The sequence below is a fragment of the Caballeronia sp. LZ043 genome (genome assembly GCF_031451075.1).
Lineage (GTDB): Bacteria > Pseudomonadota > Gammaproteobacteria > Burkholderiales > Burkholderiaceae > Caballeronia.
Genome location: NZ_JARUXT010000003.1, coordinates 19,570 through 40,958 on the forward strand (window position 1 = coordinate 19,570; position 21,389 = coordinate 40,958).

At 62.1% G+C, this 21,389-nt stretch carries 17 protein-coding genes; 13 read left to right on the top strand and 4 right to left on the bottom strand.

Translation table 11 applies throughout. The features are described from left to right. Positions 1–93 precede the first annotated feature (93 nt). Positions 94–219 carry a hypothetical protein gene (locus QCE64_RS20325; protein ID WP_310005885.1) on the bottom strand — a complete coding sequence of 42 codons (126 nt, stop codon included), beginning with the start codon at positions 217–219 and terminating at the stop codon, positions 94–96. Positions 220–3,524: 3,305 nt separating this feature from the next. Between QCE64_RS20325 and QCE64_RS20330 the strand changes: the two genes are divergently transcribed. The 4 genes from QCE64_RS20330 to rpoD all read left to right on the top strand — a co-directional run bounded on the left by QCE64_RS20330 (position 3,525) and on the right by rpoD (position 9,620). Then, entirely contained in the window at positions 3,525–4,703 is a 1,179-nt protein-coding gene (locus tag QCE64_RS20330; RefSeq protein WP_309925244.1) for an AAA family ATPase, read from the top strand. Then, positions 4,704–5,678, top strand: a complete 975-nt coding sequence (locus QCE64_RS20335) for a ParB/RepB/Spo0J family partition protein (protein ID WP_310005887.1) — start codon at positions 4,704–4,706, stop codon at positions 5,676–5,678. A 301-nt stretch (positions 5,679–5,979) separates the two neighbouring features. After that, positions 5,980–7,305 (top strand): replication protein O, encoded by a 1,326-nt coding sequence (locus QCE64_RS20340; protein ID WP_310005890.1) that lies wholly within the window; start codon positions 5,980–5,982, stop codon positions 7,303–7,305. 311 nt (positions 7,306–7,616) lie between these two features. Next, positions 7,617–9,620 (top strand): RNA polymerase sigma factor RpoD, encoded by a 2,004-nt coding sequence (gene rpoD, locus QCE64_RS20345; protein WP_309922952.1) that lies wholly within the window; start codon positions 7,617–7,619, stop codon positions 9,618–9,620. A gap of 97 nt (positions 9,621–9,717) precedes the next feature. On the opposite strand, the gene QCE64_RS20350 is transcribed toward rpoD, so the two are convergent. Both QCE64_RS20350 and QCE64_RS20355 read right to left on the bottom strand, forming a co-directional pair. After that, positions 9,718–10,065 (bottom strand): hypothetical protein, encoded by a 348-nt coding sequence (locus tag QCE64_RS20350; RefSeq protein ID WP_310005892.1) that lies wholly within the window; start codon positions 10,063–10,065, stop codon positions 9,718–9,720. A gap of 252 nt (positions 10,066–10,317) precedes the next feature. Next, positions 10,318–11,022: a glutathione S-transferase N-terminal domain-containing protein gene (locus tag QCE64_RS20355; RefSeq protein ID WP_310005894.1), complete on the bottom strand. Its 705-nt coding sequence runs from the start codon at positions 11,020–11,022 to the stop codon at positions 10,318–10,320. A 379-nt stretch (positions 11,023–11,401) separates the two neighbouring features. Between QCE64_RS20355 and QCE64_RS20360 the strand changes: the two genes are divergently transcribed. Further along, the gene (locus tag QCE64_RS20360; RefSeq protein WP_310005897.1) at positions 11,402–11,905 is read left to right on the top strand and encodes a hypothetical protein; all 504 of its coding nucleotides are present in this window, start codon (positions 11,402–11,404) and stop codon (positions 11,903–11,905) included. A gap of 88 nt (positions 11,906–11,993) precedes the next feature. After that, complete coding sequence (locus tag QCE64_RS20365; RefSeq protein ID WP_309932885.1) at positions 11,994–12,761, top strand: SDR family oxidoreductase; 768 nt, start codon at positions 11,994–11,996, stop codon at positions 12,759–12,761. 3 nt (positions 12,762–12,764) lie between these two features. On the opposite strand, the gene QCE64_RS20370 is transcribed toward QCE64_RS20365, so the two are convergent. After that, positions 12,765–12,995 carry a hypothetical protein gene (locus tag QCE64_RS20370; RefSeq protein WP_309818124.1) on the bottom strand — a complete coding sequence of 77 codons (231 nt, stop codon included), beginning with the start codon at positions 12,993–12,995 and terminating at the stop codon, positions 12,765–12,767. Positions 12,996–13,258: 263 nt separating this feature from the next. Between QCE64_RS20370 and QCE64_RS20375 the strand changes: the two genes are divergently transcribed. The 7 genes from QCE64_RS20375 to QCE64_RS20405 all read left to right on the top strand — a co-directional run bounded on the left by QCE64_RS20375 (position 13,259) and on the right by QCE64_RS20405 (position 21,373). Then, on the top strand, positions 13,259–15,244 hold the full coding sequence (locus QCE64_RS20375) for a sigma-54-dependent Fis family transcriptional regulator (RefSeq protein ID WP_310005900.1): 1,986 nt from the start codon (positions 13,259–13,261) through the stop codon (positions 15,242–15,244). A gap of 180 nt (positions 15,245–15,424) precedes the next feature. After that, positions 15,425–16,489, top strand: coding sequence for an NAD(+)/NADH kinase (locus tag QCE64_RS20380; protein WP_310005902.1), 1,065 nt, complete (start codon positions 15,425–15,427; stop codon positions 16,487–16,489). Between the two features lie 22 nt (positions 16,490–16,511). Further along, on the top strand, positions 16,512–17,507 hold the full coding sequence (locus QCE64_RS20385) for a thiamine pyrophosphate-dependent dehydrogenase E1 component subunit alpha (protein ID WP_309818129.1): 996 nt from the start codon (positions 16,512–16,514) through the stop codon (positions 17,505–17,507). An 18-nt stretch (positions 17,508–17,525) separates the two neighbouring features. Beyond that, positions 17,526–18,542 (top strand): alpha-ketoacid dehydrogenase subunit beta, encoded by a 1,017-nt coding sequence (locus QCE64_RS20390; protein ID WP_309818131.1) that lies wholly within the window; start codon positions 17,526–17,528, stop codon positions 18,540–18,542. Continuing rightward, the gene (locus tag QCE64_RS20395) at positions 18,542–19,666 is read left to right on the top strand and encodes an acetoin dehydrogenase dihydrolipoyllysine-residue acetyltransferase subunit (protein ID WP_310005904.1); all 1,125 of its coding nucleotides are present in this window, start codon (positions 18,542–18,544) and stop codon (positions 19,664–19,666) included. Before QCE64_RS20390 ends, QCE64_RS20395 begins: the two co-directional genes overlap by 1 nt. A gap of 109 nt (positions 19,667–19,775) precedes the next feature. After that, complete coding sequence (locus QCE64_RS20400; protein ID WP_310005907.1) at positions 19,776–20,525, top strand: lipoyl protein ligase domain-containing protein; 750 nt, start codon at positions 19,776–19,778, stop codon at positions 20,523–20,525. A 17-nt stretch (positions 20,526–20,542) separates the two neighbouring features. After that, positions 20,543–21,373 carry a hypothetical protein gene (locus tag QCE64_RS20405; RefSeq protein WP_310005908.1) on the top strand — a complete coding sequence of 277 codons (831 nt, stop codon included), beginning with the start codon at positions 20,543–20,545 and terminating at the stop codon, positions 21,371–21,373. Positions 21,374–21,389 lie beyond the last annotated feature (16 nt).

Consider the following 21,389-nt stretch of genomic DNA (forward strand, 5'->3'; position numbering starts at 1 on the left):
GAATCTGGCTGAATCCAATGCACCGACGGATTTGAAGGAGCAGGCGCGCTCGAAATCGACCGCGCCCGCCTTCAGCCGGTCATGTCACCCAGCTTATTCCTGCCACTCCTTGTTCGAAACGACGTGGCTAAGCGCCAACGTCAGTTCGTCGTCCGCTACCTGCTCCACGTCAATCTGTCTAACATCATTTTCAAGCACTGCCTGATTTTGTTCGTTCATGATCATTTATCGAGACAGAAGGGTTGAGGGTATTGTCACCGCAAAATCAGTTCACATATTTCGTGATGACGTCTTGAGAATAGCACTCGATTTTTGACGAGACAATGCGCGAACCCGTCTGCTGGTTGCGATTTTTCCTATTTTCGATGGCCTAGATTTTTCTTAGGAATTTCGTATCTTTTTGGTATTGGTCTTTATGAATTCGCCACGTCGCGATTTATCGGGGTATGGCATATTTCGCGATTAACAAGGAATGAGATTATTCTGAGATTGCTGCTTCACAGGAGTAAGTGAAGGGCTACTTGCGGTTTGGCACTCACCCCGAATCGATGGCTTCGTTCACCAGCGGCGCTTGCAGTGAGCCAATCACCACACGACTCCGTGCTGAGCTTGCGGCAGCGGATATAACGGAATCGCCGCGCATCGGGCGAGCCAGTTCCCGCGCGTGGCCTGATCAGCACTGTGTTGGATGCTTGCATCAAATTCCGTCGCGTGAACGTGTGACAGGCGCACGGCCGAAAGTTGAAATGGCAGGGAACGTCCTCGTAAGGGTAAGAGTTTTCGACATGTTGTCGCGCTCCGTTCCCCCGCCATCGCACTCGCGTCAAACGCAATACATGAGCTAGTCAACGCGCGCGTCTCGCTCGTGCACGCAGGGGTCATCGATCTGCAAGGGTGGTATGGCATCAGTGTCAACCGCGGCGCCTGGGCTGCGTCGTCCCTGTCGGACCCGCCACAATTTCGGAAAAGCGGAATCCGGATGCTGTGCAGCACCGGAAAGGTATCGGACCATAGGGACATCGATTCACAGGGTCAACTGAGTGCCCTATTGGCGCCATCGAATTCGAGGACTTCGTACGGGCAGGCGATGTCGGGCTGCCACGCGTTGCTGATCTTCTGTGCACCAAGCGCTCGTTCCACAGCGGCAAACCGTGGCCCGCAAAAGTCTTGACGCAAAGGCCGACGATCGCTCGCCAAGGTGTTTTTGTTCGAACGGATATCGGTGCGCCGGCATAGATGTCTGCCGGCACTTGCGCAAAAAGACACACATTCAGGCGCAGCCGTTTCGCGCGTGGTATGCGGCTGACTATCCTTGACGCCCTTCCCTTCGATTGATCGTGCTGTGTCGAATAGCGCTGAAGCAGTGGAGCAAAGGCGTCATTTTCACTTCGGGCGACGGAAGCCTCTACGGTAGCGCTGCGTCCGTACGCGTGGTTGTGCAAGTACAGAAATCGTGCCGGGTAGTCGCGGATGCGGTTCGTCATCGTAAGGGGTGACGCGAAATGCGAACAGGCGGTCCGCTTCATGAACAGGCAGCCGGATTTCGCGGCCTGTCGCCCGCAGTGAAGTGCTCTTATCGACCCAAAGCGACGTCGCCTGATTGCGGCTCGCAAACACGACCGTGCGTCTTGCTCCCGCTCACTAATATAGGTATCGAGCCAGTGCCCGATGTCAGCCCGTTTCACAAGAATCAAGCGACGGTCGAAGCCTGGAGCTTTAAAGGATCGCTCTCATCGCGTCGCCAGACGGCTATGGTCGTAACGCTCATTTCGCGATGAATCGCTACTCGAGTTCGACCAGCGCCTCGACAGAGTCGCGCGCGATCAGAAGCGCAGACAGGATTTCGCTGTCGGGCGAACTGCCCCTGTCGCCTGACGATGCAACCGTTTGAGTCCGGGCTGACTCGATGTCTCGAAATCGTCGAACTCGCGCGGTTTCATCAAGCTCGCCCGGTTGCACGGCACGACCCAGACAGCGCTCGCGAGTGTCCAGCTCACGTCTGATGACCGTTTAGGAATATACAACCGCGGCCGTCACTGAGAGACGGCGAGCGTTCGCAATGAGTAAAGAACTGTGGATCCCACTCCGAGTCGTGACCAGAACTGCCTTGCAGGTTGACCGAACAAGGTCATGCGACGCTCCGCATTTCGAACCGTACGCGCTCGAGCGGTATGTTCCATGTGGACTCGCATCGTTTTGCGGCTTCTGTAATGGCAATAAACGCATCGCGTGCCCTGATGCAAGCGACCCCACCATCTCAGAACGAGCGCGCGAAAGCGAAGCTGAGCTCTGGCTGCTATGGCGAGCTTTGATGTGAGTTTGCCAATACTACGAAAACCGTATCTTTCAATACACCCAGCCGACAAACCGCAATGCAGCGCGGTTTTTTACCAAATTGATGGCGGATTCCGTCCTCAAAATCGCTCCTCTGCCTCGAGCCTCGTGAAACATCTTTCGTTTTAATTGGAAAAACGTAATCGAGACAATGATTTAGTCAAAATTCAGTCGTCCACTGGATGTTTCACGGTGCCGAAGCTCAAATCGATTACCGCGGCTCGCGGTTCCGATCATCTTCTGTCCGTCGACACAATTTCAACATTCGCTTCTAACCGCGTAGGTGAAGAGCTTGACAACAAACATCTTTGCACTGATTTGTGCTGCGTCGTTCATATACGTTTTTCCGACCACCACGGCCAAAGGCGCGGAAGGCACACTCGATCGGAGGCAATGACGCGACGAGGTCAAGTCCACGATACGCAAAACGTTGCGACCGGCTCGCCCTGCTGCCGACGTAAACAGCGGCTTGCGACAGGCAAAATGGGCCGATGCCGGGTCCATACGCTCGGCGTCGGACGTCTCGACAGTCCGAACGGTTCCGAATGGTCGCTCGCTGACGAATTGAAGCGCGGAGCGAGTTGCGCAGGCGGGCGTCGTCGAGACGCTGTGTGACAATCTCGCCCTCGGCGCTCTGCTTGAACCTCTTGAACCGCTTGACTGCACAACCCGTGCGCCGCTGCCCGCTCAGGCTCATGGCCGTCTGCCCATCGCGCCGGGCGGCGTCGGCAATCTGCTCGAGAGTATTTTTTATCGCGGAAGACCGCGTCGGTCGAAGCGCTCGCCCCTGGAAGCGACCGCGCATTGCAGCGCGCAAGCACGCACTTCTTTCGCCACACTTTCTTTCCTGTCCACTCGATCACGGCGTCGACCGGCCAAGATCGGCGGCGGACTGGGCCGTGTGCGACATTCGACCAAGGCGCTTTTTGTCGAAAACGAGGGTCTCCGTCGTTCGAGTGTCTCAAAACACCCTTTCGCTGCGTCTTGATCGACCGATAAACCCTGCCGCCATCGAAATTTTGCGTTTACTCAAGCGACGGACGTTGTAAAAATGTCCGCTGCGGGCGCTCAAGTTCTTCAGAGTTTACTTGAGGTTTACCGGTTCGCCGTTTATTCTTCGGTTTGCAGCTTGTTTTCCACAAACCGAAGAATTACTTGCCTACCCAAGCCCGCCAGTGACTGCGAATTCCATGCTAAGCGCTCGGCTTCCCGAAGTCGATCAATCCGTTTCGATCGAAACGCTCTTGGGAGTGGCCGCCCAAGCCACTGACATCCTCAATCAGATCCGCGATGCAATGTTGGAGCCGTATCCACGCAAGAGCGCGCCGACATTCACCAGCTCGCAGGTTGCGTCGCTGTGCGGTATCGACAAGCAACGCTTCCAGTACCTGACGACCAAGGGCGACTTGCCCGCGGGTACGTCGAAGGGCGCCGGACGAAGCAAGGAGTTCACGCTCGAGGAAGCCCTCACCTGGATCCGGTCGACGCGGGAACGCGTCCGGCGGCCTGAAGGGAAGCGCGGGCGCATCGTGACGGTGGCAAATTTCAAGGGCGGCGTTGCCAAGACCACGACCGCGGTATCGGCAGCGCAGGCGCTGACGCTGCTCGGGCGCAAGGTGCTGGTCATCGACTGCGATCCGCAGGGGACCACCACACAATTGTGCGGCTGGGCGCCCGACGCCGAAATTTCCGATGACCAGACGCTGCTGCCGCTCATTTATGGCGATCAGCAGACGCTGCACTACGCGGTGCAGGAGACGTATTGGCACAACCTGGATCTGATCCCGGCTTCTTCGTCATTGTTCGACGCCGAGTTCGAGATCCCGGCAAAGGTGCTGAACGACAGCACGTTCGAATTTTGGGAGATCGTGCACAAGGGCCTGATGCCGCTGACCGAGGAGTACGACGCGGTCATCATCGACACGCCGCCTGCGCTCAGTTATCTCACGATCAACGCGCTGCTGGCGTCGGATGCGATCCTGCTGCCCTGCCCGCCCGAAGCCCTCGATTTCGCCAGTTCGACCCAGTTCTGGCATCTCTTCGCGGACATCGCGAAGAAGCTGCCGGGCGTGCTCGAGCAGAAGCGTTTCGACTTCGTCAATGTGATCCTGACCAAGGCAAAGTCGGACGACGTTTCGCGCGTCGTGCGTGGCTGGCTGCAAAAAGCGTATGGCGACCGCGTATTGCCGTTCGAGATCCCCGAGTCGACCGTTCCGAAGGGTGCATCGGCTCAATTGTCCACGGTGTATGACCTGTCGAAACCGGATGGCAGCACGGCTGCCTACAACCGGTTCAAGGAACCGCTCGACAGACTCGCGGAACACCTCGACGCGCAGTTCGTTCGCGCCTGGAATCAGACGGAGGTTTAAATGGGTATCGGGGACAGACTCCTCGCGAAGACCGCAAATATCGGCAGCAAACCGGCGGAGACTTCGCATCAGCAGCGGCCAGTCAGCGCGGAGGCGCGCACGTCGCCCGGCAGATTGATGGACGCGCAGAATCGCATCAATTCGGCGCAGGCGCGAATCAAGGAACTCGAAACTCAACTCGAGGAACGAGCGGCGCTGGAAGTGCCGCTCGACTCGCTTGTGGAGATCGACGGCAGACGGCGCAAGCTGACGGCCGAGCAGTTTCAGGAGCTGAAAAGCAACCTGGCGCAACATGCGCTCGCGACGCCCATTCTGGTGCGGGCCCTGCCTGACGCACGCTACGAGATTGTTGCGGGTCACAATCGGGTCGCCGCTTACCGCGAACTGGGCCGCGCGACGATCCGGGCGAACGTGGCGTCGATTGAAGAAGGTGAGATCGAGTTCGCTGCGTTCTTTTCGAACTTGCTGTCGCCGTCGCTTACCGACTTTGAGAAGTATTGGAACTTCAAACGGCTGCAGGAATTGAGCGGGCTGACGCGCACTGAGATTTCAGAGAGCGCCGGACTGAGCAAGAGTCACGTCACACGGATCTTTTCTTTCGACGCCCTTCCGGATGCAGCCAAGGTGGCGCTCGCCGAGCGGCCTGAACGACTCGGAAGCAATGCTGCTCAGAAACTGGCAGCACTGACAGAAGCGGGCAAAGCGGAAAAGGTAATCGAAGCAGTACGCCGTCTGGTTGACGACGAAGCGTTCACGCAAGACAAAGCCGTGTCGTTCGTGGCTGAAAAACCGCGCGTTGCGACACCTAGCGCGACTGTAGTTCGCACGGGAAAAAGAAAGGTATGCGAGGTGTCGACGCGCAATGGTGTTGTGGGCGTCCGCTTCTTCGAAAAGGATGCGACGGAGGCGGAACAGTGGGGGCAGCGCATCGCGGAATTCATCAACCAGACGCTGCGTGAATCAGAACAAGATTGAGCTCTAGTAGGTTTTCTTTTGAAATCAATCGCTTAGCTGATTCACAAAGATCCAAGGTAGTTGACTCTAGTAGAAACTCCTTAGAAATCAATAGCTTGAAACTTCAGAAATAAGAGGTCGCTATGTAAATAGCACACGCTAGAAAGACAAAAGCCTTCGGCGCCAACCGAAGGCTTTTGAATATTGGGCTTTACTGCAAGTCGCCCGGTCCGCTTCCCGACGCCAATCGGGTCACGAGTACGCACCTCGAAGTTTAGCGGAACGCGATAAGCAGTCAAGCGTTTGTCTTCCATTTTTCGAAATGGACGTTCTTGATATGCGTATCGCGCAACATTCCGTTGCAGGCGAGGTGGATGTTCGCCCGCAGAATTCCGAACTGCCTACCTTGGAGGAAGATCAGCGCGCTCTCGACGAGTACGCGTGCGATCGCTCCAACCTTCCTTGGGTGATTTTTCGTGCAGCACATCGGGCCACGCATACGTCTGCGCTCCCGGCTCGTGCGCGTGCGCTGTTCGCCGCCCTCGCTCGCACCGTCGATGCCAGGAAACCCTACGCGGCGATCTTTGCCCGTCGCGAACTGCTGACTGGCCGCGCGATGCAATCCATGCGGACGTTCTATCGCAGTCTCGACGATCTCGAATCAGCTGGTTTCATCACCAGGCCGCCCCAGACGCGCTACGGTTCCGCCGGGCTCTTCGGCAGGGCTTATCTGCACCTGACGTCCAAGGCAGCGACCCTGCTCGGCCTGGTGGAGTCTGATGTCTGCTCCGAATCGACGTCGGCCGAAGCGCGGACGCCGTCTGCCGGCACCGCACCTGAGCTTTCTTTGGCGCGGCCGTGTGCCACGCTGGCAGACGGCGCTATATATAAGGATCAAAACCCTACTCATCAAAAGAGACAACCAGGACGCCTCCCCGCGGACCTTCAACGCCTCCTGCCACTGGGATTTCGTGAATTTCTGATTTTCAAACTCATGAGCGAGGCGAAGCGCGCCGGGAAGCTGCTCTCGGATGTCGTCGAAGCCAGCTGGCAGCACCTCCGCCGCGCGACGCACCCGATCAGCTACCTGCGCACTCTGCTGCGTGCTCCCGTTGATTTCGCGTATCGGCTGCGCGTTCAGCGCATCGCCGTTGAAGCCGACCGACAGCAGCAGGAGCGCGAGACGCACGTCGAACGCACAGTCGTTCATCTCGCCGGACAGGCCTTCGCCAGTCGCGATGGATTGCGTACGTACCATGTCTCGACCGACGCAACCTCGGTCACGATCCATCATCGTGACGAAGCTCGTCCCCGTGTCCACGCCGGGAATTGGGCCCAGGATTTCGTGGCTGCGATGGAAGCAGGACAGATCGTCGGGATAGACGCGGCTCGTTCACTCGGCGCTCAGCCGCGGACACTGACCACTCCGGAGTCGAAGGCAGCCTCGTCTGGATCGGAGCAACGTATGCGCGAACTCAGACAATTCCTCCGCTTGAAGCAAGCCGGAATCACCCCAACTAGGTCTGCGAGGGCAGTCGAGGCACCCGTTGCATCGCCTGCATTGCCCGAAGTCGCTCGCAAGCCGTTGGGCGAGTTTTTGCGAAAGCTATCCAGTGTCGCAGTACAACTCGATCCAACCCCATTTTGAACGCCCATGGGGTTGACTCCTGCTGATCTATAGCCACTCGCTTGCAAGGTTGTGCCGAGAGACCAGCCGAGCGCCGCCAACAAAAGTTTTCAGAATATGTGCTGCGACGCAGCAGGACCTGATAAACTCTAAGGTTGCGTCTGAGAGGGCGTTTGAAAAGCGCGGCCGCGCGTGAATGCGGTCTGCGTGTTTTGCTCGATGCGATTTTCAGCAAGCCGTCCGTGGTCGAAGCTGTCATCGAAATCATTGCGAGCCGTTACGCTCGCTACCGGGGATCTGTCGTCGCCGAGCAAACCTGTCAAGGAGAAAGTATGGCAAGTTTTGATCGGGAAGATTCGGAGCTGGACATCGTCGCACCGGCGCGCAAGTCGCCGGGACGGCGGTCGAACAAAGGCAAGGGCCAGGCCGGCACGACGCAGCCCGATGTCGCAATGACCGCAGAGCAGAATGAAGAGCGTCAGCGCCAGATGCGCGCGCTCATCCAGTTGGGCAAGGAACGCGGTTATCTCACGCACGCTGAAATCAGCGACCACCTGCCGGACAACTTCGCTGAAACCGCAGCGATGGAAACCATCGTCAGCACGTTCAATGACATGGGCGTCGCGGTTTACGAGCAGGCTCCGGACGCCGAAACGCTGTTGCTGAACGACACCGCGCCGAGCGTCGTTACTGACGAGCAATCGGACGAAGAAGCGGAAAACGCGCTTTCCACCGTCGATTCCGAATTCGGCCGCACCACCGACCCCGTCCGCATGTACATGCGCGAAATGGGCGCCACCGAGCTGCTCACGCGCGCGGGCGAAATCGCCATCGCGAAGCGCATCGAAGACGGTCTGCATGAAATGATTCAGGCCATCGCCGCCTGTCCGTCGACGGTCGCAAGCATTCTCGCGGACGCGGCCCAGGTCGAAGCCGGTGAGCTGAAGATCGACGACCTCGTCGACGGCCTGAAGGAAGAAGACACGGAAGACGCGGACATGTCCGCATCCGACACCGCCGATTCAGCCGATATCGATACGGATACCGATGAATCCGACGAAGATTCGGATGACGAAGATGATCTCGACGGCGACGATGCCGGCGCATCGAACGAAGCGCGCCTGAAGCAGTTGAAGGCCGATTGCCTCGCCATCTTCGCACGCGTCAGCGAACTCGCCGAACAGGCAAGTCATCCGAAGGGTTCGGGCGTGATCGCGTCGAAGGGTGTGGAAAAGGCGCGTGCCGAAATCCAGCGCGAGCTCGGTTCCATCCGCTTCACGGCCAAGACCATCGACCGCCTCTGTGCCGACGTGCATCAGCAGGTCGCGCAAGTGCGTGAGATCGAACGTCGTGTCCTGGCTATCGCGGTCGACCGTTGCGGCATGCCGCGCGAGAAGTTCGTCGAGTCGTTCCCGGGCCACGAGACCGACCTCGAGTGGACCGCGCGTACGGCGGCGTCGTCGAAGCACTATGGCGCATCGCTCGAGCGCAGCTTGCCGGCCATTCAGGCTGAACAGCAAAAGCTCATCGACATCGAAGGCGTCGTGCAAATGCCGCTCAAGCAACTGAAGCAGATCAACCGTCAGATGACGGCTGCCGAGCTGAAGATGCGTCAGGCCAAGCGCGAGATGATCGAAGCCAACCTGCGTCTCGTGATCTCGATTGCCAAGAAGTACGTCAATCGCGGCATGCAGTTCCTGGATCTGATCCAGGAAGGCAACATCGGTCTGATGAAGGCGGTGGACAAGTTCGAATATCGCCGTGGCTGGAAGTTCTCGACCTACGCAACGTGGTGGGTGCGTCAGGCCGTGACGCGTTCGCTGGCCGATCAGGCGCGCACGATCCGCGTGCCGGTTCACATGATCGAAACGATCAACAAGCTGAACCGCATCTCGCGCGAGATCCTGCAGCAGACCGGTCAGGAAGCGCATCCGTCGGTGCTCGCCGAGCGCATGGAAATGCCGGAAGAAAAGATCCGCGGCATTCTCAAGATCGCGAAGCAGCCGGTGTCGCTCGAAACGCCGGTCGGCGAAGATGCCGATGCAACGCTGGGCGACATGATCGAAGATCAAGGCGCGACGTCGCCGGCCGAGGCCGCGGTGCATGCGAACATGCGCGCTGCCATCGACGACGCGTTGAACGCACTCTCGCCGCGTGAAGCGAAGGTGCTGCGTATGCGTTTCGGTATCGATACGGCGTCGGACTACACGCTCGAAGAACTGGGCAAGCAGTTCGATGTCACGCGCGAGCGTATTCGCCAGATCGAGAGCAAGGCCATGCGCAAGCTCATGCATCCGAGCCGCGCTGACAAGCTGCGTCCTTTCCTGGACCGCTAAGCGCTCGAGCCGCCCGGACTTCGGTCCGGGCAAGCCGAGACTGAACGCGTGCCGCCTTATCGGGCGGCACGCGTTTTTTTATACGCGCGCAAACTCATCAGCCGTGCGCCGAGCCTTTCGCACCGCCCGGCGGCGAGCATGCTTCGAGCGCGACGATCGCCTTGTGCGCCAGAGTCAGCGTCTCTTCACACGCGTGCTGGTCGCGAAACTTCGAACAGCCGCCGCCCGCATCGACCTTGGCCACCGCGTCACGCAACTTGCCCAGCGCGGATTGCGGAGAGCCGGCGTCCCGGATGATCGAAGCGAGATCGAAGGCGCCGCCGGAATCCGTTTCGACATAGCCCGGACAGGGCGCCTCCGCATGCGCAGCGACACCAATCAATCCGATGGCCGATAGCAGCATGAATCGGCGCAAACGGCGTAGGGGCGAAAACGTAGCATTCATGGGGGTCTCCACCTCGACTTCGGAACAGGATCAACGACTTGCAGCGAGCGAGAAGACTTATCCCCAGAACCGGAGCACAAGGGTGTGGATATCCTGGGCATCCGTCGCGCAAGACGTTGACGCGCAACACTATTCTTGCGACGTTTGAAATTCGCGCAGCTGACGTCTGCCGATTGTGAACCCATTGCCCGAACCGTGTCATCCGATCGAAAAGCGCCGCTTTCGACACAGCCCCGCACGCTCGAAATCCGATTACCCCCGCTTCGGAATGTCGAGACCGCGTATCACGGCCGGCCGCTGCAGGAATGCGTCGAGGGCGCGCTCGACGTTCTTGAACTCGTGAAAGTCAACGAGCTCGCGAGCCTCGTAGAATCCGACCAGATTGCGCACCCACGGGAAGATGGAAATATCGGCGATCGTGTATTCGTCGCCGATGATCCACTCGCGCTCGTCGAGTTGCCGATCGAGCACCGTAAGCAGCCGCTTCGACTCCGCGACATACCGCGCGCGCGGCCGCTTGTCCTCGAATTCCTTGCCAGCAAACTTGTTGAAGAATCCCACCTGCCCGAACATCGGCCCGATGCCGCCCATCTGGAACATCAGCCATTGCAGCGTCTCATAACGCTTCGCGATGTCCTCGGGCATCAGCTGCCCGCTCTTCGCCGCCAGATAAACCAGGATCGCGCCGGATTCGAACAGCGGAAGGGGCGTGCCATTCGGTCCGTTCGGATCGATGATCGCGGGAATCTTGTTGTTCGGATTCAGCGAAACGAATTCCGGCGACATCTGGTCGTTCGCATCGAAACGCACCAGATGGGGTTCGTACGACAGGCCGGTTTCCTCGAGCATGATGGAAACCTTGACGCCATTCGGCGTCGGCAGCGAGTAGAGCTGAATGCGCTCCGGATGCTGGGCGGGCCATTTTTGGGTGATCGGGAAGTCGGTGAGCGCGGTCATTGGAAGTCCTCTGAGGGTCGAATCGCAGAATATAACCAAGTCGCCGAATTTCCGTTTCGCTTCACTGTCGCGCGCAGGGTCATCGAAACGACATCGCTCCGCGGGAAAATTGAGGGATCTCGAACAGACTGGCTCGGTCGAAACGCAGATTCTGTCCTTACCTCGACTACAAAAACGATTGTAGGATTCACTACACGAGCACGAGGATTAAGCGAAGCGCCCGACAAAGAATTCAAACCACCTACAAGAAGCCATGCCCCTTGCGGGAAGCATGCAGCGCTGCGCAACGTGCGAACCGATTCACTGGCTCGCTTATTGCATCGATGCGGATGCCCGTGCATCTGTGTTGGCCTACAAACCGACAGGTTTTATCGCTGCCATGAAAACCGCTCCTCTCGCAATGCTCACCGCATTCGCTGCCGTGGTCGGGGGACTGCTGCCCAGCCTGTGCGAAGCCACCCCGCTCGAAAGTCAGCTCGACTGCAAGTCCAGCGCGCACCGCTTCATTGCGCCGCTGGTCGCCGACAAATCCATTGACGCCCGGCCGATGCGCGTCGAATCCAACTCCGTCAACGCCTTCAAGCCGATGCAAGGCAGTCAGCTCACGGCTTACGGTTTCCGCGTCTATGCGGTGCTGGGCTACGAGCAGGGCGACGACATGTTCAAGCGCGGCAGCGGCCAGCCGATCAGCGAATCCTCCTATGGCGTCGTGGTCCTTGCGGCTGCGGAAACGGTCGAAGCGAAAGTGCGGGAGTCCGGCAGCACGGCCGTGGTGAAGCAGATCGTGCCGATGCTGATGACCGCGGTCTTCTGCGACGGACGCGACGCGCGCAACACGACGACGGCCGGCCCGGTCACGACGGAAGCCTCGCGTAATCGCTGAAGTCGCAGGAACCGCACGAACACGGCGATAATGTTCTCCCGAATTCAGCGCGCAGCTGTTGCGCGCCCAACAACAGGAGAACGCCGATATGTCCGACGCAGCCAATCAGTCTCAACGAATTGCCATCGTCACCGGAGCGGGTAGCGGAATTGGCCGGGCGGCGGCGTTGGCGCTCCTCGGCGACGGCTGGTCGGTCGTACTGGCGGGACGTCGGCCGGCGCCGCTGCAAGCGGTCATCGACGAAGCCGACGCAGCCGGTCGCGCGCTCGCCGTGCCGACGGACGTGTCGGATCCGGAATCCGTGGCGCAGTGCTTCAGGACCGCGGTCGAACATTTCGGCCGCGTCGACCTGCTGTTCAATAACGCCGGCGTGACGAACCCGCCCGGGCCGTTCGAGGACTGGACACCGGAGCAATGGCGGAATGTCGTCGACATCAATCTGAACGGCATGTTCTATTGCCTCCAGCAGGCGTTCCGCACGATGAAGGCGCAAACGCCGATGGGCGGCCGCATCATCAACAACGGTTCGATTTCCGCCAGCGCCCCGCGCCCGAATTCGGCCGCCTATACGGCGACGAAGCACGCGGTTCAAGGCCTGACGAAAACCGCCTCGCTCGATGGCCGCAAGTACGACATCGCGGTGGGTCAGATCGACGTCGGCAATGCGATGACGGAGCTTTCGGAGCGCATGTCGAAAGGCGTGCCGCAGGCGAACGGCGAGATCGCGGTGGAGGCGATGATGGACGTGAAGATCGTCGGCCAGTCGGTGCTTTACATGGCGAACCTGCCGCTCGAAGCCAACGTCCTGTTCCACACGGTGATGGCGACGAAGATGCCGTTCGTCGGCCGCGGCTGACCGTTACCCGACCCGATACCAGACGCGAATGCCTGAATACCAGTGGCTCACGCTGGTATCGTCGCCGGCGCCGAACGTCGAGAGGCTCTCGACGTTCAATACATCCACCGCGTTTTCCGCAATCCACTGATTCGCGCGCTCGACGAGCGCCGCGCCGTTCTCGTACACGTTGCCCTTGATGAGGTGATGCTGCACGACCTGTCGCTCGAAATCTTCGTAGGCGATCTTCGTCATCCTGAGTCTCCGTAGTGGTCCAGCTTGTTTCGACGTCATGCTGCGGCGCAGCGCTCCTGCCGCATGACGCGTCCTGCCGATTCGAGCATCATATGGCCTGAGACACGCTCGTGCGAATCGGTGAAATCCGCGTACGAGCGGCCCAGCACGACACACAGCACAGCACAGCACAACACAACACGACTGACCCGAGGCGATCAAAACGAAAGCGCGCCGCGTGCGCCCACCAATGCCCGACGCTGGAGACACCAAGGAGAGCACGCATGGACATGCGGCAACGCGAGCACATCGAGGCAGTCGTCGCGGCCACCACGCGGACGCAATCGCTTGCGCCACAGCGCCTGCACGAAAGCATCATCGAATCGTCCTGGCGGCGTTGCGTGCATCAATACGGACTGGACCCGTCGCGCATGCAGGAGGCGCGCATCCTGCCGCAGACGCGGCTGCGCGAGCATCAGCAGCGCATCGACGACTTCGCGCGCATCGCCCGTCACGGTCTCGAGACGCTGTACGAGCAAGTCGCCGGCATGGGCTACGTCGTCTTGCTGACGGATGCGCTGGGCGTGACCGTCGATTACATCGGCGACGCCAATACCGATGCCGCATTGCGCCGCGCGGGCCTCTATCTCGGCGCGGAGTGGAGCGAAGCGGGCGCGGGCACCTGTGCGGTGGGCACCGCGCTGACCACCGGCCAGGCGCTGACCGTCCATCAGCTCGATCATTTCGACGCCACGCACATTCCGCTCACCTGCACGGCGGCGCCGCTCTACGATTCGCGCGGCGCGCTTTCCGCGATCCTCGATATCTCCGCGCTCGTTTCGCCGCAGGCGCGCGACAGTCAGAACCTCGCGCTGCAACTCGTGCGCATCTACGCGGGGCATATCGAGAACGCCAACTTCCTGCGCACGCATCGGCAGGACTGGATCCTGAAGCTGAACGCGTCGCCGGAATTCGTCGACGTCGATCCTGAATACCTGATTGCGCTCGATGCGGGCGGACGCATCGTCGGCCATAACCGGCGCGCGCATACGATGCTGGCGGCGGAAATCGGCCGGCCGGTCGCGCCGGGCGAACCGGCGGCGTCGCTCATCGGCGTGCCGTTCGACACGCTCTTCGACGCGCGTCTCGAAGAGCTCGGCCGCTTCGTCTATTCACGGCCGAGCGAACTGCGCGCGGTGCCGCTCGCGAAATCCGGCGCGTTCCTTTACCTGAGCGTGATGCCGCCCGCGCCGTGCATCGCGCCGGCGACGAGCGCCAAGCGGCCGCGCACGGTGGACGTGCCCGCGCCGCTTGCGGCGCTATGCGGCGGCGATGCCGCCTTGACGCGTCAGCTGGAACGCGCGGCCAAACTCGCCGATGCGCCGATCAACCTGCTCGTCAACGGCGAAACCGGCAGCGGCAAGGAGTTCTTCGCGAAGGCGCTGCATCGTGCGAGCGCGCGCCGCGCGGGTCCGTTCGTCGCGGTGAATTGCGCGGCGATTCCGGAGACGCTGATCGAAAGCGAACTGTTCGGCCATCTGCCGAACAGCTTTTCCGGAGCGGGCGCGAAGGCGAAGCGCGGGCTGATCCAGGAAGCCGATGGCGGCACGCTGTTCCTCGATGAAATCGGCGACATGCCGCGCGAACTGCAATCGCGTCTGTTGCGCGTGCTGGCGGAGGGCGAGGTGCTGGCGATCGGCGCATCGCGGCCCGTGTCCGTCGATGTGCGCGTGATCTCGGCGACGCATCAGTCGCTCGACGCGCTCATGCAGGACGGACGTTTCCGCGAAGACCTGTATTACCGGTTGAACGGCGCGCGCTTCACGTTGCCGCCGCTGCGCGAGCGCACCGACCTCGACTGGCTGATCCGCAGGTTTCTCGAAGAAGGCGACGACACCGCGCGCCCCACGGTGACGCTCTCAGCCGGCGCGCGTGAGCGGCTGCATCGGCATGACTGGCCGGGGAATCTGCGCGAATTGTGCAATGCGCTGCGCTATGCGCGGGCGGTGTGTTCGAACGGCGTGATCGAGATCGACGATCTGCCGGAAGGCCTGAGCCATGTCGCGCTGCCGGATGACGCGCCGCGCGCCGTCGAGGCGTTCGATCCGCATCGCCTGCCGCCCGAAGGCATGCTGCTGATGCAGTATCTGCGCGCGGCGAGCTGGAATCTGAGCGCGGTTGCGCGACAGATCGGCGTGAGCCGCATGACGCTGTACCGGCGCATGGCGCGCTATGGCATCCAGTCGCCCAATCAGCGCGACGGCCACTGAACGCGCGATACGCCTGTCCACCGTGAGACACCTGCCGCTGTGACACCTGTCACGGCGGCGCCCGTTACACCCGCGATTTCCGCGGGTATTCCCGCGCTTTTTCCCCGCTGAACGGCTCCGTTCGATTGGCATAACGCTTGCCTTTATCCGCCGCACAAAACACAGAACGGAGACACAGGCATGCGTGCAAACGCAACGCCGCTCGTCGGCATCATCGCCAATCCGGTTTCGGCGCGGGACATCCGGCGCGTCATCGCCAACGCCAATAGTCTGCAACTCGCCGACCGCGTGAACATCGTGTTGCGGCTGCTCTCCTCGCTGGCGGCGAGCGGCGTGCCGCGCGTGCTGATGATGCCCGACCGCGAAGGCCTCAAGGTCATGCTCCAACGGCATCTCGCGCGCAAGCAGGGTCCGGATGCCGGACTCGCCGCCGTCGAGTTCCTCGACATGCCCGTCACCGCACGCGTCGACGACACCTTCCGCGCCGCGCGCATGATGCGCGAAGCGGGCGTCGATGCGCTGCTCGTGCTCGGCGGCGACGGCACGCATCGCGCGGTCGTGCGCGAGTGCGGAGAAGTGCCGCTCGCCGGGTTGTCGACCGGGACGAACAACGCCTATCCGGAAATGCGCGAGCCCACCATCTCCGGTCTCGCGACCGGCCTTTATGCCAGCGCGCGCGTGCCCGCCGACGAAGCGCTGGCGTCGAACAAACGGCTCGACATCGAGATTCGCGCGCGCGACGGCAGCGTGCGCCACGACATCGCGCTGGTCGACGCCGTGATCTCGCACGAGCACTTCATCGGCGCGCGGGCGCTGTGGAAGATCGAGACGCTCGCCGCCGTCTATGTGTCCTATGCCGATCCGCAGGCGATCGGCATGTCGGCTATCGCGGGCCTGCTCGAACCGCTCGGCCGTCACGATCGCGGCGGCCTTGCGGTGCAACTCGCCGCGCCCGGCGAAGGCGAGTTCGATCTGTGCGCGCCGATCGCGCCCGGGCTGATGGAGTCCGTGCCGATTGCAAGCTGGACGCGTCTCGCCGATGGCGTGCCGCATCGCGTGCGACAGCGCACCGGCATCGTCGCGCTCGACGGCGAACGCGAGCTGGCCTTCGGTCCCGATGACGAAGTAACCGTCACGCTCAGGGAGAACGCTTTTCGCAGTATCGACGTGGCCGCGTGCATGCGTTACGCGGCGGCGTCCGGGCTGATGCGCCAGCCCATGCGCAGCACCGGCACGATTCGCTAGACCCACCCCAAAGGAGACAGAGATGACAGCAACGCAGCATGCGGGCGGCTTGCCGCTCTCGAAAGACGAACTGTTGAGCGTCTATCGCAAGATGCGCACGATCCGCGATTTCGAGGAGCGTCTGCACGTCGATTTCGGCCGCGGCGACATTCCCGGCTTCGTGCATCTGTATGCGGGCGAGGAAGCCGCAGGCGTCGGCATCATGAGCCATCTGAACGACGGCGACCGCATCGCCAGCACGCATCGCGGACACGGGCACTGCATTGCGAAGGGCGTGGACCCGGTCGCGATGATGAAGGAGATCTACGGCAAGAAGGGCGGTTCGTGCAACGGCAAGGGCGGCTCGATGCACATCGCGGATCTGTCGAAGGGGATGATGGGCGCGAACGGCATTCTCGGCGCGGGCGCGCCGCTGATCTGCGGCGCGGCGCTCGCGGCGAAGTTTCGCGGCAAGGGCGAGGTCGGCATCACCTTCGCGGGTGACGGCGCGTCGAACCAGGGCACCTTCCTCGAAAGCCTGAATCTCGCGGCCGTGTGGAATCTGCCGGTTATCTTCGTGATCGAGAACAACGGCTATGCGGAATCGACGGCGCGCGACTACGGCACGGCCGTGGACAGCTACGTGGACCGCGCGGCGGGCTTCGGCATTCCCGGCGTGACGGTGGACGGCACCGATTTCTTCGCGGTCCATGAAGCGGCGGGCGAAGTGATCCGGCGCGCGCGCGAAGGCGGCGGCCCGGCGTTGCTCGAATGCAAGATGATCCGCTTCTATGGCCATTTCGAAGGCGATGCGCAGACCTATCGCGCGCCGGGCGAGCTCGACGAGATCCGCTCGAACCGCGACTGCCTGAAGAAGTTCGCGCAGGCCGTGACGCAGGCCGATGTGATCCAGCCGGCGGAACTCGACGCGATCGACAAGGAAGTCGCCGCGCTGATCGACCGCGCGGTGCAGGAAGCGAAGGACGCGCCGTTGCCGACCGCCGCCGATCTGCTCACCGATGTCTACGTCAAATATTGATTCCTGGAGACGACAATCATGGCCCGCAAACTGAGCATGAAGATGGCGATCAACGAAGCGCTCGATCAGGAAATGCAGCGCGATCCGAGTGTGATCGTGCTGGGTGAGGATATCGTCGGCGGCGCCGGCGCGGATGGCGAGAAGGACGCGTGGGGCGGCGTGCTCGGCGTGACGAAGGGACTCTATGCGAAACACGGCGACCGCCTGCTCGACACGCCGCTGTCCGAGTCCGCTTACGTGGGCGCGGCGATCGGCGCGGCGGCGTGCGGCATGCGTCCGGTCGCCGAACTGATGTTCATCGACTTCATGGGCGTGTGCTTCGACCAGATCTTCAATCAGGCCGCCAAGTTCCGCTACATGTTCGGCGGCAAGGCGGAAACGCCTGTCGTGATTCGCGCGATGGTCGGCGCGGGATTCCGTGCGGCGGCCCAGCACAGCCAGATGCTGACATCGCTGTTCACGCATATTCCGGGGCTCAAGGTCGTGTGCCCGTCGACGCCTTATGACACCAAGGGACTGCTGATCCAGGCGATCCGCGACAACGATCCGGTCATCTTCTGCGAGCACAAGAATCTCTACGGCTTCGAAGGCGAAGTGCCCGAGAACTCGTACGCGATTCCGTTCGGCGAAGCCAACGTGGTGCGCGACGGCAAGGACGTGTCCATCGTCACCTACGGACTGATGGTGCATCGCGCGCTCGAAGCCGCCGCGACGCTCGCGAAGGAAGGCATCGAAGCGGAAGTGGTGGATCTGCGCACGCTGTCGCCGCTCGATATCGACACCGTGCTGGAAACGGTGGAGAACACCGGGCGGCTGGTCGTCGTCGATGAAGCGAATCCGCGCTGCAACATTGCCACGGATATTTCCGCGCAGGTCGCGCAGCAGGCGTTCGGCGCATTGAAGGCGGGCATCGAGATGGTGTGCGCGCCGCATACGCCGGTGCCGTTCTCGCCGACGCTCGAGGATCTCTACATTCCGAACGCCGCGCAGATCGCCGACGCCGCCCGAAAAACCATGAAGGGAGGAAAGCACTGATGGCCGCAATCACACCGATCGTCATGCCCAAGTGGGGTCTGTCGATGAAGGAAGGCACGGTCAACGAATGGCTCGTGGAGGAGGGCACGGAGATCACCGTCGGCATGCCGATTCTCGATGTCGAAACCGACAAGATCGCCAACGCGGTCGAGGCCCCGGACGCCGGTTTGCTGCGGCGGCGGGTGGCGTCGGCGGGCGATACGCTGCCGGTGAAGGCGCTGCTCGGCGTGCTCGCGCCCGCCGACGTCAGCGACGCCGATATCGACGCGTATGTGTCCTCGTACGTGACGCCCGCCGACGACGAGGAAGAGGGCGAGGAAGTGTCGGCCTATCATTTCGTCGATGTCGACGGCATCCGCGTGCGCTATGCCTCGCGTGGCGGCGACGATGCGAGCCGGCCGGCGGTGCTGTTCATCCACGGCTTCGGCGGCGATCTCGACAACTGGCTCTTCAATCTCGATGCGCTCGCCGACAAGAACCGCGTGTTCGCGCTCGATCTGCCGGGCCACGGGCAATCGACGCCGAAGGTGCCGGGCACGACGCTCGCGGACCTCGCGGGGTTCGTCGGCAAGTTCATGGACGCGGTGCAACTCGACCGCGCGCATCTCGTCGGCCATTCGATGGGCGGCGGCATCGCGGCGCAGATGGCGGTGGATCAGCCGGAGCGGGTGGAATCGGTGGCGCTGATTTCGTCGTCCGGTTTCGGCGATGAGATCAACAACGCCTACACCGAAGGCTTCGTCACGGCCGAGTCGCGGCGCGAACTGAAACCGGTGGTCGAGTTGCTGTTCGCCAATCCGGAACTGGTGAGCCGCCAGATGCTCGACGACCTGCTGAAATACAAGCGGCTCGATGGCGTCAGCGAAGCGCTGACGTCGCTCAATGCCGGCTTGTTCGCGAACGGCAGGCAGACGGCGCAGCCCGGCGGCAAGCTGGCATCGGCGGCCAAGCCGGTGCTGGTGATCTGGGGCGAGCGGGACCAGATCATTCCCGCCGCGCATGCGAAGAACGCGCCGGAAGGCGCGACCGTCCGCGTGTTCGAGGACGCCGGACACATGAGCCAGATGGAGAAGGCCAACGAAGTGAATGCGTTGTTGAAGGAGCATGTCGGCAAGCGCGGCTGACGCGCCCGCCCCGCCGGAGCAGGCTGCCGGCGGGGCGGCGCCGTGTCGCGCGGTTATTGGCTACCATGCCGGGATGGCGTCGCTCGCGGCGCATTCCGAGATCGATTCCATGTCCTTCGAACTGATCGATTCCACCGGCGCTGCTCCTTCCGACGATCCGCTGCACGCCGAAGAAGCGCTGCTCGCGCGCGCGGCCGCGGGCGACGCCGTCGCGCATGTGTGGGAGGCGCCCGTTTCGCTGATCGTGCCGCGCAGTTATCAGCGCTATCCGGCGCTCGCCGATGCGCGCGAGGCTTTTGCCCGGCGCGGCTGTCCCGTGTGGCTGCGCCTGTCGGGCGGCGGACTGGTGCCGCAGGGACCGGGCATTCTCAACCTGAGTCTCGCGTATCCGGTGCGCTTGCCGATGGGTGCGCTCTCCGAAGGCATATACGAACACCTGTGCCGCCTGCTCGCCGACGCGCTCACGCCGCTCGGCGTGCTGACGCACTGGCAGGCCGTGGAAGGGTCGTTCTGCGACGGCCGCTTCAATCTCGCGTGGGGCCCCGGCGACGATGCGCGCAAGATCGCCGGCACCGCGCAATACTGGCGCCGCGTGCCGCAAAGCAGTCACGACACGCCGCTCTATGCCGTGCTGGCTCACGCCGTCCTGCTGGTCGACGCCGATCCGATCGAGATCAACGCGCGCGCCAACGCGTTCGAGGCGATGATCGAGAGCCGGCGGCATTACGAAGACATGAAGATCGTGACCGTGGCGCAGGCGCTCGCTTACGAATGTTTTTCGATTCCCGTGGATCTGCGCCAGCGTGTGCGCGCCGCGCTGATCCAGCGCGTGAAGGACGCTTCCCCGCCAGCGCAGTAAGACGCATCGAGGTGGCCATGCCGCTCAGACGTGTTTCGAACGGGTTCTTCTTCGCGCTATGGGTCGCCGTCTGCGCCGCCGCGCCCGAATTCCTGTGGCAAGGGTTGTTCTCGCTCTTCGGCCATTTTTCGCTGACCGATGCCGCCGCCGCGCTGCTGATCGGCGCAATCCTGGCCTTTTTCGTCGAGCCCGTGCTGGAGAGGCTGCGCAGTCTCGGCGACGAGCCGAAGCACGCGGAGAAATCGCCGGCATTCGCCGCGTGCGAGGCGCTCGGCTTTGCGGTCGTCGCGGTGTGCGTGCACGAGGCGATCACCGTGTACGTCGCGGCGAGTCACGGCAACGCGCAGGCGGGGGAGAACCTGGCCAAGGCCGTCGCGCAGGCCGTGCAATGGGCGGTCACGCCGTTCTTCATCACCGTCGCGTGGCTGGTCGGGCGCGAGCCGTCGTGGTTCGCGTGGCCGGTGGCGGCAATCGCGGTGGTGGTCAGCGGGATCGTGGGCGTGGTGTGCGGATGGGATATGCACGTGCTCGTGACGAGCCTCATCCCGGCGATTTTCGTGTTGATCGCAGGGTGCGTCATCGTGCGGGAGCAATGGGACGCGACCACCTTCCGACGCTGCGCGCGGGCGACCGGCGTGATCGCCGTCACCTGGCTCGTGTTGAGCGGCGTGCTGCAACTCGTGCTGTGGCTTGCGCACGTGCAGGCGTTTCGGGTCTACGACTGGCTGGAGTTCTGGAGCGACGCGCGGTTCTACGTCGGCTGGGTGACGGGGCTGCTGGTCGCGCCGGGTTTTGTGCCCGACACGCCGCTCAGTGCCGGCGGCAAGGGTTGGCGCTGGCGGCGGTGAAACGGGATGGTCGACA